The organism is Mycobacterium avium subsp. avium (assembly GCF_009741445.1).
GTDB classification, from domain to species: Bacteria; Actinomycetota; Actinomycetes; order Mycobacteriales; family Mycobacteriaceae; genus Mycobacterium; species Mycobacterium avium.
Genome location: NZ_CP046507.1, coordinates 1,374,799 through 1,389,412, shown reverse-complemented (window position 1 = coordinate 1,389,412; position 14,614 = coordinate 1,374,799). Strand labels below are relative to the sequence as shown.

Annotated in this window: 9 protein-coding genes and 2 pseudogenes; 7 read left to right on the top strand and 4 right to left on the bottom strand. The window is 66.5% G+C overall.

Translation table 11 applies throughout. From position 1 onward, the window contains the following. Window positions 1–16: 16 nt before the first annotated feature. The 3 genes from rplT to infC form a co-directional block, all read right to left on the bottom strand. Complete coding sequence (rplT, locus tag MAA44156_RS06610; RefSeq protein ID WP_003876268.1) at window positions 17–412, bottom strand: 50S ribosomal protein L20; 396 nt, start codon at window positions 410–412, stop codon at window positions 17–19. Window positions 413–493: 81 nt separating this feature from the next. Further along, window positions 494–688, bottom strand: coding sequence for a 50S ribosomal protein L35 (rpmI, locus tag MAA44156_RS06605; protein WP_003876267.1), 195 nt, complete (start codon window positions 686–688; stop codon window positions 494–496). Between the two features lie 42 nt (window positions 689–730). Further along, on the bottom strand, window positions 731–1,336 hold the full coding sequence (infC, locus tag MAA44156_RS06600) for a translation initiation factor IF-3 (RefSeq protein WP_075362228.1): 606 nt from the start codon (window positions 1,334–1,336) through the stop codon (window positions 731–733). Window positions 1,337–1,789: 453 nt separating this feature from the next. On the opposite strand from infC, the gene lysX reads away from it, so the two are divergent. From lysX to MAA44156_RS06575, 5 genes are all read left to right on the top strand, one after another. Further along, window positions 1,790–5,158, top strand: coding sequence for a bifunctional lysylphosphatidylglycerol synthetase/lysine--tRNA ligase LysX (lysX, locus tag MAA44156_RS06595; RefSeq protein ID WP_409231161.1), 3,369 nt, complete (start codon window positions 1,790–1,792; stop codon window positions 5,156–5,158). A gap of 78 nt (window positions 5,159–5,236) precedes the next feature. After that, the gene (locus tag MAA44156_RS06590) at window positions 5,237–6,721 is read left to right on the top strand and encodes an alpha/beta hydrolase (RefSeq protein WP_023861755.1); all 1,485 of its coding nucleotides are present in this window, start codon (window positions 5,237–5,239) and stop codon (window positions 6,719–6,721) included. 85 nt (window positions 6,722–6,806) lie between these two features. Then, window positions 6,807–7,472, top strand: coding sequence for a TetR/AcrR family transcriptional regulator (locus MAA44156_RS06585; RefSeq protein ID WP_024637283.1), 666 nt, complete (start codon window positions 6,807–6,809; stop codon window positions 7,470–7,472). 125 nt (window positions 7,473–7,597) lie between these two features. After that, window positions 7,598–9,724 (top strand): Rv1355c family protein, encoded by a 2,127-nt coding sequence (locus tag MAA44156_RS06580; RefSeq protein WP_023880156.1) that lies wholly within the window; start codon window positions 7,598–7,600, stop codon window positions 9,722–9,724. A 109-nt stretch (window positions 9,725–9,833) separates the two neighbouring features. Then, window positions 9,834–11,699, top strand: a complete 1,866-nt coding sequence (locus MAA44156_RS06575) for a putative bifunctional diguanylate cyclase/phosphodiesterase (RefSeq protein WP_009977321.1) — start codon at window positions 9,834–9,836, stop codon at window positions 11,697–11,699. Window positions 11,700–11,717: 18 nt separating this feature from the next. Here the strand turns inward: MAA44156_RS06575 and MAA44156_RS06570 are convergent. Next, a pseudogene (locus MAA44156_RS06570) lies at window positions 11,718–12,140 on the bottom strand (hypothetical protein); the annotation flags it as partial. A gap of 170 nt (window positions 12,141–12,310) precedes the next feature. On the opposite strand from MAA44156_RS06570, the pseudogene istA reads away from it, so the two are divergent. Together istA and istB are read left to right on the top strand one after the other, a co-directional pair. Then, window positions 12,311–13,811 (top strand): annotated as a pseudogene (istA, locus tag MAA44156_RS06565) (IS21-like element ISMav1 family transposase). Next, complete coding sequence (istB, locus tag MAA44156_RS06560) at window positions 13,808–14,602, top strand: IS21-like element IS1612/ISMav1 family helper ATPase IstB (protein ID WP_009979999.1); 795 nt, start codon at window positions 13,808–13,810, stop codon at window positions 14,600–14,602. The pseudogene istA and the gene istB overlap by 4 nt, the downstream one beginning before the upstream one ends. Window positions 14,603–14,614: the final 12 nt, after the last annotated feature.

The window sequence follows — 14,614 nt, the reverse complement described above, 5'->3', positions numbered from 1 at the left end:
GTCGTCGCCGGGTCGGTTAGGCCGCTTCTCCGGAGTCCGACGGGGCGTTGACGTCCTCGGGCAGCGCCGCCCGGGCGACGTCGACCAGCGCGGTGAAGGCGGCCGGGTCGGCGATCGCGATGTCGGCGAGGTTCTTGCGGTCCACCTCCACGCCGGCGGCCTTGAGGCCCTGGATCAGCCGGTTGTAGGTGATGTCGTTGGCGCGCGCCGCGGCGTTGATCCGCGAGATCCACAGCTTGCGGAACTCGCCCTTGCGCGCGCGACGGTCGCGGTAGGCGTAGTTCAGCGAATGCAGTTGCTGCTCTTTGGCTTTGCGGTAGAGCCGGGATCGCTGGCCGCGATAGCCCTTCGAGGCCTTCAGGATGCTGCGCCTCTTCTTGTGGGCGTTGACCGCCCGCTTCACGCGTGCCATGGGGTGTTCCTACTCTCGTTCAAACGTCATTCGGTCGGAGGTGCCGTGCCAGCTCACGGACGGGTCTGGCCGGCGCGGGGGTCAGCCGTTCAGCAGGCTGTTGACCCGCTTGGTGTCGTTGGCCGACACCGTGGTGCGGCCTTCCAGCCGCCGGGTGCGGGTGGTCGGCTTGTGTTCGAGCAGATGCCGGCGGTTGGTCTTCTGCCGGACGATCTTGCCGGTTCCGGTGCGCCGGAACCGCTTTGAAGCCCCGCTGTGGGTCTTGGCTTTGGGCATGTTTCCTCTGTTCGGTAAGGACTGTCGTGGTCGGGCGGTGGGTCAGCTCGACGAGGGTTCGGCGTCCGCGGCCGCATCGGAGTCCGATGCCGCGCCGCCGGGGCCCTCGGGATGCCGCGCCCTGGCGCGAGTCTTCGCGCCGCGATGCGGTGCCAGCACCATCGTCATGTTGCGGCCGTCCTGCTTGGCGGACGTCTCGACGAAACCGTATTCGGCGACGTCGGCGCCCAGCCGCTGCAGCAATCGGTAGCCCAGCTCGGGCCGCGACTGCTCACGTCCGCGGAACATGATGGTCACCTTCACCTTCGATCCCGCTTCCAGGAAGCGGATGACGTGACCCTTTTTGGTCTCGTAGTCGTGATCGTCGATCTTGGGTCGCAGCTTTTGTTCCTTGACGACGGTCTGCTGCTGGTTCCGGCGGGATTCGCGCGCCTTTTGCGCCGCTTCGTATTTGAACTTGCCGTAGTCCATGATCTTGCAGACCGGTGGTCTGGCGTTCGGGGCGACTTCGACAAGGTCGAGATCGGCGTCCGCGGCGACGCGCAGTGCGTCTTCGATGCGCACTATGCCTACCTGCTCTCCCCCTGGGCCGATCAACCGGACTTCAGGTACGCGGATGCGCTCGTTGACGCGGGTCTCAGTGCTGATGGGGCCTCCCTTGTTGGGCTTCTATATGTCCTGGCGAATATCCTGCGTGACGACCGGTGACCGGGTGGTCCGGGAAGCAGCGGCGGAGACACCACACCACTAGCAAAAAGGCCCTGCACAAGCAGGGCCCAATGCCGACCGATCCCGGCTGAGCGGTGCTCGAGCCGCCCGCGGTAGCCGCGGAACAGGCATTCGCGATGCCTGTGACCGGACCGCCGGACCTGGGAGAATCCGCTCAGGATCTCGTCGGCCCGCGGTGGGAGTGGGACTCCACTTACTGTTCCCGGCTTGCGCCGGGCTGGTCGCAGCCGTCAGTTTAGCAGTGTTGAGGAGGCTTTTAGCACTTCGGCCGCCCGACCGGGCCGGCGCGGGCGTCGATCCGGCCGGGAAAACACCGCGAAATTCGTGCCGGCCACTCTTAGCGCTTCGACAAGCTTTTCACGGATAGAGGGCATATCCTCGCGGTCTGTGACACTCGCATCTCCTGGTTCGAGGTCTGGTTCGGGTCCTCGTTCGGGGCCGCGGTTGGGGCCTGCAAACCGGTCGACCTCGCGGTATCGCTGGGTGCCGGCGGCCGCCGGGTGGACCGTGGGTGTGATCGCCACGGTGTCGCTGCTGGGCAGCGTGTCCCCGCTGATCCGGTACCTGATCAAGGTCCCGCGCGAGTTCATCAACGACTACCTGTTCAACTTCCCCGACACCAGCATCGCCTGGTCGTTCGTGCTGGCCCTGCTGGCGGCGGCGCTGACGGCACGCAAGCGGATCGCCTGGCTGCTGTTGCTGGGCAACATGATCCTGGCCGCCGCCCTCAACGTCGCCGACATCGCCGCCGGTGACAACACCGCGGCCGAGATCTTCGGCGAGAACCTGGGTTTCGCCGTCCACATCGTCGCGATCGTCCTGCTGGTGCTGGCGTATCGGGAGTTCTGGGCCAAGGTCCGCAAGGGCGCGTTGGTCAAGGCGGCCGCGGTGCTGGTCGCCGGGGACGTGGTGGGCATCCTGGTGTCGTGGGGCCTGGTCGAGTTGTTCCCCGGCACCCTGGCCCGCCAGGACCGGCTGCCCTACGTGGTCAACCGGGTGGTCGGCTTCGCGCTGGCCGACCCGGACCTGTTCACCGGCCGCCCGCACGTGTTCCTCAACGCGATCTTCGGGTTGTTCGGCGCGCTCGCGCTGATCATGGCGACCATCGTGCTCTTTCAATCCCAGCGCGCGGAGAACGCGCTGACCGGTGAGGACGAGTCGGCCATCCGCGGACTGCTGGAGTTGTACGGCAAGAACGACTCGCTGGGCTACTTCGCCACCCGCCGCGACAAGTCGGTGGTCTTCGCCCAGAGCGGACGCGCCGCCATCACCTACCGGGTCGAGATCGGGGTCTGTTTGGCCAGCGGCGACCCGATCGGCGATCCCCGCGCCTGGCCGCAGGCGGTCGACGCCTGGCTGGGCCTGTGCCAGACCTACGGCTGGGCGCCCGGCGTGATGGGCGCCAGCACGCAGGGGGCTCGGACCTATCGCGAGGCCGGCCTCAACGCGCTCGAGCTGGGTGACGAGGCCATCCTGCGCACCTCCGAGTTCAAGCTGTCCGGCCCGGACATGCGCGGCGTCCGCCAGGCGGTGACCCGGGCCCGCCGCGCCGGGTTGACGGTGCGGATCCGCCGGCACCGCGACATCTCCCCCGAGGCGATGGCCGACACCATCGCCCGCGCCGACGCCTGGCGTGACACCCAGACCGAGCGCGGCTTCTCCATGGCGCTGGGCCGACTCGGTGACCCGGCCGACGGGGACTGCCTGCTGGTGGAGGCCATCGACCGGGACGGCAGCGTGGTCGCGATGCTGTCGCTGGTCCCGTGGGGCACCACCGGTGTGTCGCTGGACTTGATGCGCCGGTCGCCGAGTTCACCCAACGGCACCATCGAGCTGATGGTCAGCGAGCTGGCGTTGAATGCTGAAAGCCTTGGTATCACCCGCATTTCGCTGAACTTCGCGATGTTTCGGTCGGCGTTCGAACAGGGCGCCCAGCTGGGCGCCGGCCCGGTCGCGCGGCTGTGGCGGGGGTTGCTGCTGTTCTTCTCCCGGTGGTGGCAGCTGGAGACCCTGTACCGCTCGAACATGAAGTACCAACCCGATTGGGTTCCGCGCTACGCCTGCTACGAGGATGCCCGGCTGATCCCCCGGGTCGGCGTCGCGTCGGTGATCGCCGAGGGCTTCCTGGTGTTGCCGTTCAGCCGGCGCGACAAGGTGCACACCGGCCACCACCCCGCCGTGCCGGCCCGGCTGGCGCAGTCGGGCCTGCTGCACCACGACGGCTCGGCACCGGACGTGAGCGGGCTGCGCCCGGAGCGCACCGACGCCGAGGAGGCGCGCTCGCGGCTGCCCGAGCAGGTTAGGGTGCGCCTGGCCAAGCTGAAGGTGTTGCAGCGCAACGGTGTTGACGCCTATCCGGTGGGCTGTCCGCCCAGCCACACCGTCGCGCAGGCGCTGGACGCCGACGACCAGCAGGACATCACCGTCGCCGGCCGGATCCTGCGGATCCGCGACTTCGGTGGGGTGCTGTTCGCCCAGCTGCGGGACTGGTCGGGGGAAATGCAAGTGCTGCTAGACAATTCGCGTCTGGAGCGGGGCCGCACGGCCGACTTCACCGCGGCCATCGATCTCGGCGACCTGGTCGAGGTGTCCGGTCAGATGGGGTTCTCCAAGAAAGGCACCCGGTCGCTGATCGTCACCGACTGGCGGATGATCGGTAAGTGCTTGCGGCCATTGCCCAATAAGTGGAAGGGGCTCACCGATCCGGAGGCCCGGGTGCGAACCCGCTACGTCGACCTGGCGGTCAACCCCGAGTCGCGGGAGTTGATCGCGGCGCGCAGCGAGGTGCTGCGCTCGGTCCGGCAGACCCTGTTCGCCAAGGGATTCATCGAGGTCGAGACCCCGATCCTGCAGCAGATCCACGGCGGCGCCACCGCCCGACCGTTCGTCACGCACATCAACACCTACGACATGGACCTGTTCCTGCGCATCGCGCCGGAGCTGTATCTGAAGCGGCTGTGCGTCGGCGGCGTGGAGCGCGTCTTCGAGTTGGGCCGGGCGTTCCGCAACGAGGGGGTCGACTTCAGCCACAACCCGGAATTCACCCTGCTGGAGGCCTACCAGGCGCACGCCGACTATCGGGTGTGGATCGACGGGTGCCGCGAGCTGATCCAGAACGCCGCCCAGGCCGCGCACGGCGAGCAGACCGTGCTGCGGCCCGGCGCCGACGGCCGGCTGCAACCGGTCGACATCTCCGGGATCTGGGCGGTCAAGACCGTGCACGACGCGGTGTCCGAGGCGCTCGGCGAGCAGGTCGACCCCGGCACGTCGCTGTCCACCCTGCGCAAACTGTCCGACGCGGCGCGCATCCCCTACCGCGCGCACTGGGACGCCGGCGCGGTGGTGCTCGAGCTCTACGAGCACCTGGTCGAGGACCCGACCGAGGAGCCGACGTTCTACGTCGACTTCCCCACCTCTGTGTCACCGCTGACCCGGCCGCACCGCAGCCGGCCCGGGGTCGCGGAGCGGTGGGACCTGGTGGCCTGGGGTGTCGAACTGGCCACCGCCTACAGCGAGCTGACCGATCCGGTGGAGCAGCGCCGCCGCCTGCAGGAGCAGTCGCTGTTAGCTGCCGGCGGGGATCCCGAGGCGATGGAACTCGACGAGGACTTCCTGCAGGCGATGGAGTACGCGATGCCGCCGACGGGCGGGCTGGGCATGGGCGTCGATCGCCTCGTCATGCTCATAACGGGCCGCAGCATCCGCGAAACCTTGCCGTTTCCGCTGGCCAAGCCGCATTAGCGGAGGCCATCCGACACTCGGCCAATCCGGGGCGAACATTCGGTGAATACGTTCCAGGCCGGTTAACAATAGATCACAATGACTCACGTGACAGACTCCCCGAACGGTGCACCCGCACAGTTCCTGGCGTTTAGCCACACCTCGCTGATGCATGGCTGGGTGCCGATGACGGTCCAGGTGCTGGCCGGTGTCGTGCTGACGTTGGCGGTCGGCTGGCGGTCGCGCCGCTGGCGGACGGTGTGGGTGCCGGTGGCCGCGCTGGCCGGCGCCGCCGTGGCCTACCTGACGCACTGGTACATCGTCGACCGCGGGCTGTCCGACGAGCCCGCCCCGGCGGCGCTGTGGCTCTGGGTCATGCTGACCGGGACTGCGGTGGCGGTGCTGGTGCTGGGCTGGCGAACCGCGCGCCGCTGGCGGCGCGGCGCCGCGGTGCTGGCTGTTCCGCTGTGCTTGCTCAGCGCGGCCCTGGTGCTCAACCTGTGGGTCGGCTACTTCCCCACCGTGCAGTCCGCGTGGAGTCAGCTGACGTCGGGCCCGCTGCCCGACCAGACCGACCAGGCCACCGTTACCGCCATGGCCGCCAGTCGAATCCGGCCGCCGCACGGCACCGTGGTGCCGGTGGCGATCCCGTCGGACGGCTCGCACTTCAAACACCGCGGCGAGCTGGTCTACCTGCCGCCCGAATGGTTCGCCACCACCCCGCCCCCGGCGTTGCCGACGGTGATGATGATCGGCGGTCAGTTCAACACCCCGGCGGACTGGACCCGGGCGGGCAACGCGGTCAAGACCATCGACGACTTCGCGGCCGCCCACCACGGCCAGGCGCCGGTGTTGGTGTTCGTGGACTCCGGCGGCGCCTTCAACAACGACACCGAGTGCGTCAACGGGGTCCGCGGCAACGCCGCCGACCACCTCACCAAAGATGTTGTGCCGTTCATGATCTCGGCGTTCGGGGTCAGCCCGCACCGGTCCAACTGGGGCGTCGCGGGATGGTCGATGGGCGGCACCTGCGCGGTGGATCTGACCGTCATGCACCCGGAGCTGTTCAGCGCGTTCGTCGACGTCGCCGGCGACTTCTTCCCCAATGCGGGCAACAAGGCGCAGACCATCGCCCGGCTGTTCGGCGGAAACGCCGACGCCTGGGCGGCATTCGATCCGACCACGGTGATCAACCGGCACGGACCGTACCGCGACGTGGCCGGCTGGTTCGCGATCTCCTCGGACGGCCCGCCCGCGCCCCGGCGTGACATCCAGCTCAGCGACAGCGGCGCCATCCGGCTCGCGGCACGCGAAGCCGCGGCTAACCCCGGCAACCAGACCGCCGCCGCCTATTCGCTGTGCGCGCTGGGCCGCGCCAACGGCATCGACTGCGCCGTGGTGCCGCAGCCCGGTCGGCACGACTGGCCGTTCGCGGACCGCGCGTTCGCGGCCGCGCTGCCCTGGCTGGCCGGGGCGTTGGGCACTCCCGGAATTCCGCGAACCCCGTTGCCCGCCACGTCGTCCCCGGCCGTCGGCGCTCCGCTGGTGGTCCCGGCCGAGCGGTCCAACACCGGCAAGCGATAGCGCCGGTGGCGTCGGAGAAACTTCCCGGCAGAATCGCGCGCCGATACGCGCATATCGTCGGTCGATACGACGATATCGTCGGACCGTGGAACCCACGCGAATGTTTCCGTACGAGCCTCCCCCTCCTCCACAACCGTCGCCCAAGGAACGGATTCGGGACGCGGCACTGAGTTGTTTTGCCGTGCGCGGCATCGCCGCCACGCCGCTGCGTGCGGTCGCCGAGGCCGCAGACGTGTCAATTGGGCTGGTGCAGCACCACTTCCGCACCAAGGCCGCGCTCACGGCCGCGGTCGATCAGTACGTGCTCCAGGTGTTGGACGAGGCATTGAAGCCGACCATGCTGCCCGAGCCTCCCGAGGACGGGCTCAACGAGGCCGGTCACCGGCTGACCACGCTGATGGCCGAACGCCCCGACGTCGTGATGTATCTCGGGCGCGCGCTCGCCGAGGGCGGTGCACTCGGGTCCGTCATCTTCGACGGGCTGCTGAGAATCTGTGCGACCCAGGGCGAACAATTCGTGGCGCAGGGCAACACCCAGCTCGACCTCGACCCGGATTGGGCGGCGATCAACATCCTCGTCCTGCGCGTCGGCGCCATAATTCTGCATCCGTACATCGAGCTCCACCTGGGCAAACCGTTCTTCACCGAGCAGCAGCTGCGGCGCTGGGACGCCTCGGTCACCAGCCTCATCCGGCACGGCATGTTCCTCGAGGACACTCAGCACCCGTACGGAGACGCGAACGCACGGTGAGCGATCGACAGTCGCCACACCGCAGTTGGCGCAGGCCGCTCACTACCCGACCGACGTCACATTTTCGGCCGGGCGTTTGCGTTTGAGCCGCTGGCCCACCGGCCAGGTGCTATACACGAAGCACCATGGATGCGCCCGCCGTGACCGCCTATGCCGCGCAACTTCTCGAGATCGGTGAGCCGAACGACGAGTTGACGTTACAGCGGCTGCGAGCCGAACCGTGCGTTGAGTTCATCGACCGCCTCGATGCACAGTTGGCCAACCTCGGCAGCCTTCGTCCCGCCCCGCCGCCTGAGCTTCTTACGGAGCCGGGCCGATGGGCTTACTACCCCTGGCGGCGCACGGCCGTGGCGGTCCTGGGCCCGCGCGGATACCGCGCGGTCCGGTTGGACCGCAACCGCCACAACATCACGCCGCAAGAGCAGGAAAAGCTTGGCGCGCTGAGTATCGGCGTGGCGGGACTGAGCGTCGGGCACGTGATCGCACACACCCTGGCCGCCCAGGGACTGGGTGGTCGCCTCCGCCTGGCCGACTTCGATCACATCGAACTTTCGAACCTGAATCGGGTGCCGGCAACGGTGTTCGACCTCGGCCTCAACAAGGCACGGGTGGCCGCGCGGAGAATCGCCGAGCTCGATCCCTATATCGACGTCGAAATATTCGACGCGGGACTCGCTCTGGACAACGTCGACGCATTCCTTGACGGGCTGGACATCGTCATCGAGGAGTGCGATTCGCTGGACATCAAGGCCGCCCTTCGGGAAGCCGCGCGCGTCCGCCGGATTCCGGTGTTGATGGCCACCAGCGATCGCGGGTTGGTCGACGTGGAACGCTTCGATCAAGAACCTGCGCGCCCGATCCTGCATGGCTTGATGGGCGATCTCGACATTGAGTTACTTCCCAGCATGACCAGCCGCGAAAAGGTGCGACACATCCTCGGTTACCTTGAAGCTGAACAATTATCGTCGCGCGGCGCGGCGTCGCTGATCGAGGTCGACCGCACGCTGTCGACCTGGCCGCAGTTGGCCTCGGATGTGGTACTGGGAGCGGCGGCGCTGGCCGAAGCCGTGCGTCGAATCGGACTCGGCGAGAAGCTGCACTCGGGCCGCACTCGCATCGATATCGGCTCGGCGTTCGATCACCTCGACGAGCCCCACGTAGCGCGGCACGGTCCCGTACTGGTGGACGATCACGACCCGCTGGAACTGCCCGGGATGACGGGGATCATCGCCGCCGCGGCGATTCGTGCACCGTCCGGCGGAAACGTACAGCCGTGGCATGTCCAAGCCGGACCCGCCGACGTCACCATCGACATTGCCCCCCAACACACTTCGACCATGGACGTCGGCTTCCGTGGCAGTGCGGTCGCGGTGGGCGCTGCCCTGCTCAACGCAAAAATCGCCGCGGCCGCCCACCACATTCTCGGACCGGTCAAACTCGAGGAGCAGGTCGATGGCTCACTGTTGCGCGCCACCCTGGAAATGGCCGACGGCACCGACCCCGGCCTGGCGCGGCTCTATCAACCGATGCTGCAACGCGAAACCAACCGGCACCATGGAAAGCCAGAAGCGATCGACCCCGCCCTCGTCGAGGCCCTCAGCACCGCAGCGCAACGGGAAGGCGCGCAACTGCGTCTGCTCACACAGAAAGACCAAATATGGCGTGCAGCAATACTTTTGGGTGAATCCGACCGCATTCGCTACCTGACACCGCAACTGCACCAAGAGATGATCTCCGAACTGCGCTGGCCCGGCGATGCCGATCCCGACACCGGTATCGATGTGCGCAGCCTCGAACTCGATGCGGGCGACTTGGCCATGCTGGATATTCTGCGACGCACGGACATCATGGCGCACCTCGCCGAGTGGAACGCGGGCAGCGCACTGGGCGACGACATCCGCAACCGGCTACTAGCCAGTTCTGCACTGGCCGCGATCACCGTGCCGGGCCAGGACCTCCGAGACTACGCACGTGGCGGAGCGGCCGTCGAACTGGTCTGGATCATCGCGCAGCGGGCGGGGCTCGCGGTGCAGCCGGTTTCGCCGGTATTCCTGTACGCCCACACCCGAACCGAGTTCGAGGAACTTTCGCTCCAGTTCGCTGATGAGCTAATGCAATTGGAACGCGATTTTCGCAGTTTGGTCGACATTCCAGCAGACGAGTCAGCCGTGCTCCTACTCCGGTTCACCGCGGGACCACCGACATCGGTGGCGAGCCGGCGAAGCATCGATCGAGCCCGGGTGCTCAGTTGAACCGTTGTATAAGGCACCGCTTTGGGATCCCAAGGCTGTCACGCACCCATCCCCGTGATGCGGCGCACAATGCCTGCCTTGCCCGTCGTAGGAGGCTACGGTAAGGGCAATGTCGGGCACCTTGGACCACCTGGTCACCGCTGCCGCCGCGGAACTGATGGCGGCCACCGCGGCAGACGCCGCCCAGATCAGCGAACGGGTGCTCGCCGACCTCGTCAGCCACTTCGGCGTTAATTTCGGGTTTCTGCGGCACAACGATCACAGCATCCGCGCGACAGTGCTCGTTGCTGAATGGCCCCCGCGCAACGTGGACCCCGACCCTCTCGGGGTGATCTATTTCGCCGACGCCGACTCTGTCTTCGCGCGGGTCGAGACGATGAAAGAACCCGATGTTCTACGTCCCGAACCGGCGAATGCCGACTATCAACGCAATATCGAAGACGGCACCGGAATCCCCGAGGTCTCCCTGGCCGCCGTTCCGCTGCTGTCCGGAGATGTCACCACCGGGACCCTGGGATTCGTCAAGTTCGGCGATCGCGAATGGCTATCCGAGGAACTCAATGCGTTACAGGCGATCGCGGCACTCTTTGCGCAGCTGCAAGCCCGTGTCGTCGCCGAAGAGCAAATTCACTACCTTGCCGAGCATGACGAACTTACCGGGTTGCTGAACCGCAGAGCGCTCATCGCGCACCTCGACAAGCGGCTGGCGCCGGGACAGCCCGGCCCGGTTCCAGTCGTGTTCCTCGCGATCGACCGCTTCAAAGTCATCAACGGCCGCCTCGGCCAAGACGCCGGCGACCGATTCATCGACGCCTTCGCCGCGCTACTCCGCGAAGCCACCGAAATACCGTCCGTCATCGCCCGTTTCGGGGGCGACGAGTTCGGCGTCGTGCCGGCTGCGCCGATGGATGTCGAAGCGGCCGAAAGTTTTGCGCACTCATTGCACGAGCGGCTTCACCATCCGATCGCAATCGACGATGAAATGCTCAGCCGCACCGTCAGTATCGGCGTCGCGGCCGGCATACCGGGGGACGAGAGCACGTCGGATTTGCTCCGCCGGGTGGACCAGGCCACCCGATCGGCCAAGGCCGCCGGCGGCAACAACGTCGCGACCTTCCGCCCGGAGATGTCGACAATAGACACGATCCGCAACGACATCGAGCTGTACCTGGAAGGGATGATCGACGGCGGCAGCGGTGCGCTGGTCTTGCACTACCTGCCGGAATTCGACATGCGTACCGGCGAGATCCTCGGCATCGAGGCGCTAACGCGTTGGCAACACCCCACTCTGGGCTTGTTGATGCCTGACTCGTTCATCCAGGTCGCTGAATCAATCAACCTGGGTGCCAAATTGGGCCGCCTGGTCATGCGGTCAGCGTGTGCGCAATTCGGACAGTGGCGGTCACGCGGCGTCGGACAGGGAACCGTGCTGCGAATCAACGTCTCGCCCGTCCAGCTGGTCACGGCCGGCATAGTTGACACCGTCGCGGCCACCCTCGACGAGTTCGGCCTCGATCCGAGCACCGTGTGCCTCGAGATCACCGAAAGCGTTGTGGTCCAAGACATCGACGCGACGCGTCAGACGTTGTTCGGGCTGAAGGACATCGGAGTGCAGATCGCCATCGATGACTTCGGCACCGGTTACAGTGTGCTGACATACCTCAAATCGCTGCCCGTCGACTCGCTCAAGATCGACAAGGGTTTCGTCCAGAGTCTCGATACCAATCCCGGTGACCTGGCAATCGTGCGTTCCACGCTGGCCCTCGCCGACGCGTTCGGGCTCGACGTTGTGGCCGAGGGTGTGGAAACGGTGGCAGCGGCCGAGACGCTGCTCAGCCTGGGCTGCCATCGCGCACAAGGCTTCCTGCTGTCACGCCCACTCGACAGCGCGGGTATGGAAGCGCTTCTGATCAAAGGCGCTATACCGATGAGGTTCTCGGACGGGGGCGCTCCCGAAAACCAGCACGTGGTCTAGCAGCAGGCCATCAGAAACCTATGCCGATAGGCGGCTGAGGATTTCGGTGTTCTCGGCGCACATCAACTTGAATTGCGCCGGATCGGCATGGGCGGCGAGGGTGCGGCGGTCCCACCACATCACCTTGGTTCGGTAGTTCTCGTTGGGATAGGCCGCCGCCGGCACCCGAGACGCCACCACACCGCCGGAGGACTGCCACTGCTCGAGCACGTGCGCCGCCGCGGTGGCCATGACGAACTGGGCACCGAGCAGCGTCATCGTCGGCAACGCGGTGCGGGCCAGCACGGTGGAAAGGGCCCGATTGCCGTATTCGCGGGAATTCGTCCATGCGCTTTTCACTTCCACGACGCCAAAGGGAATCCGGTTGGCAATCATGTAGCGCAGCAGCGGAAGCCCCGGGTTTCCTTTCCACTCCTGCAGGGCGTGCGAGTCCTCCGGTGTCCATGGCCATGAGAAAGTCCCCATCTGTGGCCAGTAGGAAGTCCCCACTGGTGGCCAGGTAGAAGTCCCCACTCCTTTGCGGGCTCGTCGTGTCTTTTCCGGGAGCTGAGGGCCTGGGCGGTGACGGTGATAGCGCCAACTGTCACTTGATCACCGCCCAGGGAGCTCTATTGAAGTCTGCAAGGGAGCGTATGAACATCATTTCGGCGTATCACCAGGTCGGGTCGTATCGCGGCGCGGCCGAGCTGTGCGGTACTACGCACAAGACGGTCAAGCGGGTCATCGAGCGGGCCGAGGCCGGTGGCGCGCCCCCGCGGGAACCACGGCCACGCAACCTCGACGCGTTCACCGATCTAGTCGCCACCCGAGTCGAGAAATCACACGGCAAGATGTCGGCGAAGCGGATGCTGCCGATCGCCCGAGCTGCCGGGTATCAGGGCTCGGCCCGTAACTTCCGCCGCCTGGTAGCCGAGCAGAAAGTATTGTGGCGCAACGCTAACCGGCATCAACGCCGTCCGGCGGTCTGGTCACCCGGTGACTATCTGGTGATGGATTGGGCCGAAGCTGCACCGGGGTTGATGGTGTTCTGCGCGGTGCTGGCCTATTCGCGGTGGCGGTTTGTGCGGTTCGCCGCCGACGAGAAAGCCTCGACCACGCTGGCGATGATCGCCGAAGCCCTCGAGGCGATCGGTGGGGTTCCGGCCAAGATCCTGGCCGACCGGATGGGCTGCCTCAAAGGTGGTGTCGTCGCCAATGTTGTTGTTCCAACACCGGATTATGTGCGATTCGCGTCCCACTATGGCTTCGTTCCGGACTTCTGCCACGGTGCGGATCCGCAATCGAAGGGCATCGTGGAGAACCTCTGTGGCTACGCTCAGGACGACCTTGCGGTGCCGCTGCTGACCGAAGCTGCGTTAGCCGGTGAGCAGGTCGACCTACGTGCCCTCAACGCCCAGGCGCAACTATGGTGCGCCGAGGTCAATGCCACGGTCCACTCGGAGATCTGCGCCGTGCCCAACGATCGCTTGGTTGACGAGCGCACCGTCTTGAGGGAGCTGCCCTCGCTGCGGCCGACGATCGGCTCGGGGTCGGTGCGCCGTAAGGTCGACGGCCTCTCGTGCATCCGTTACGGCTCAGCTCGTTACTCGGTGCCTCAGCGGCTCGTCGGTGCCACCGTGGCGGTGGTGGTCGATCATGGCGCCCTGATCCTGTTGGAACCTGCGACCGGTGTGATCGTGGCCGAGCACGAGCTCGTCAGCCCAGGTGAGGTGTCCATCCTCGATGAACACTACGACGGACCCAGACCCGCACCCTCGCGTGGTCCTCGCCCGAAAAACCCAAGCAGAGAAACGATTCTGCGCATTGGGAACCGAAGCGCAGCAGTTCCTCGTCGGTGCTGCTGCGATCGGCAACACCCGACTGAAATCCGAACTCGACATTCTGCTCGGCCTTGGCGCCGCCCACGGCGAACAGGCTTTGATTGACGCGCTGCGCCGGGCGGTTGCGTTTCGCCGGTTCCGCGCTGCCGACGTGCGCTCGATCCTGGCCGCCGGCGCCGGCACCCCACAACCCCGCCCCGCCGGCGACGCACTCGTGCTCGATCTGCCCACCGTCGAGACCCGCTCGTTGGAGGCCTACAAGATCAACACCACCGACGGGACGGCCTCATGACCACCGCTGCCAAGCCGGTGGCACCGTCCTCGGCGGCACCGCTGGCTGCTGACCTTGACGCGGCGCTGCGGCGGTTGAAGCTGGCCACGGTGCGCCGCAACGCCGCCGAGGTGTTGCAAGTCGCCAAGACGCAACGCTGGACACCGGAGGAGATCCTGCGGACGTTGGTTGAGGCCGAGATCGCTGCCCGCGATGCCTCCAACACCGCCAACCGTCTCAAGGCCGCAGCCTTCCCGGTCACCAAGACCCTCGACGGGTTCGACGTCACCGGATCGTCGATCACCGCAGCCACGTTCGACTACCTGTCGAGCCTGGAATGGATTCGGGCACAACAGAACCTGGCGGTCATTGGCCCACCTGGTACGGGCAAAAGTCACCTGCTCATCGGCTGCGGGCACGCTGCCGTCCACGCCGGATTCAAAGTCCGCTACTTCACCGCCGCCGACCTGATCGAGGTCCTCTACCGCGGCCTGGCCGACAACACCGTCGGCAAGATCATCGACACCCTGCTCCGCGCGGATCTGGTCATCTTGGACGAGATCGGCTTCGCCCCGCTCGACGACACCGGGACTCAACTGTTGTTCCGGCTCGTGGCTGCCGGCTACGAGCGCCGCTCCCTGGCCATCGCCTCGCATTGGCCCTTCGAACAATGGGGGCGATTCCTGCCCGAGCACACCACCGCCGCCAGCATCCTCGATCGGCTGCTGCACCACGCCAGCATCGTCGTCACCTCCGGCGAGTCCTACCGGATGCGCCACGCCGACCACAAGAAGGGAGCCGCCAAGAATTAGCCAACCACCCGC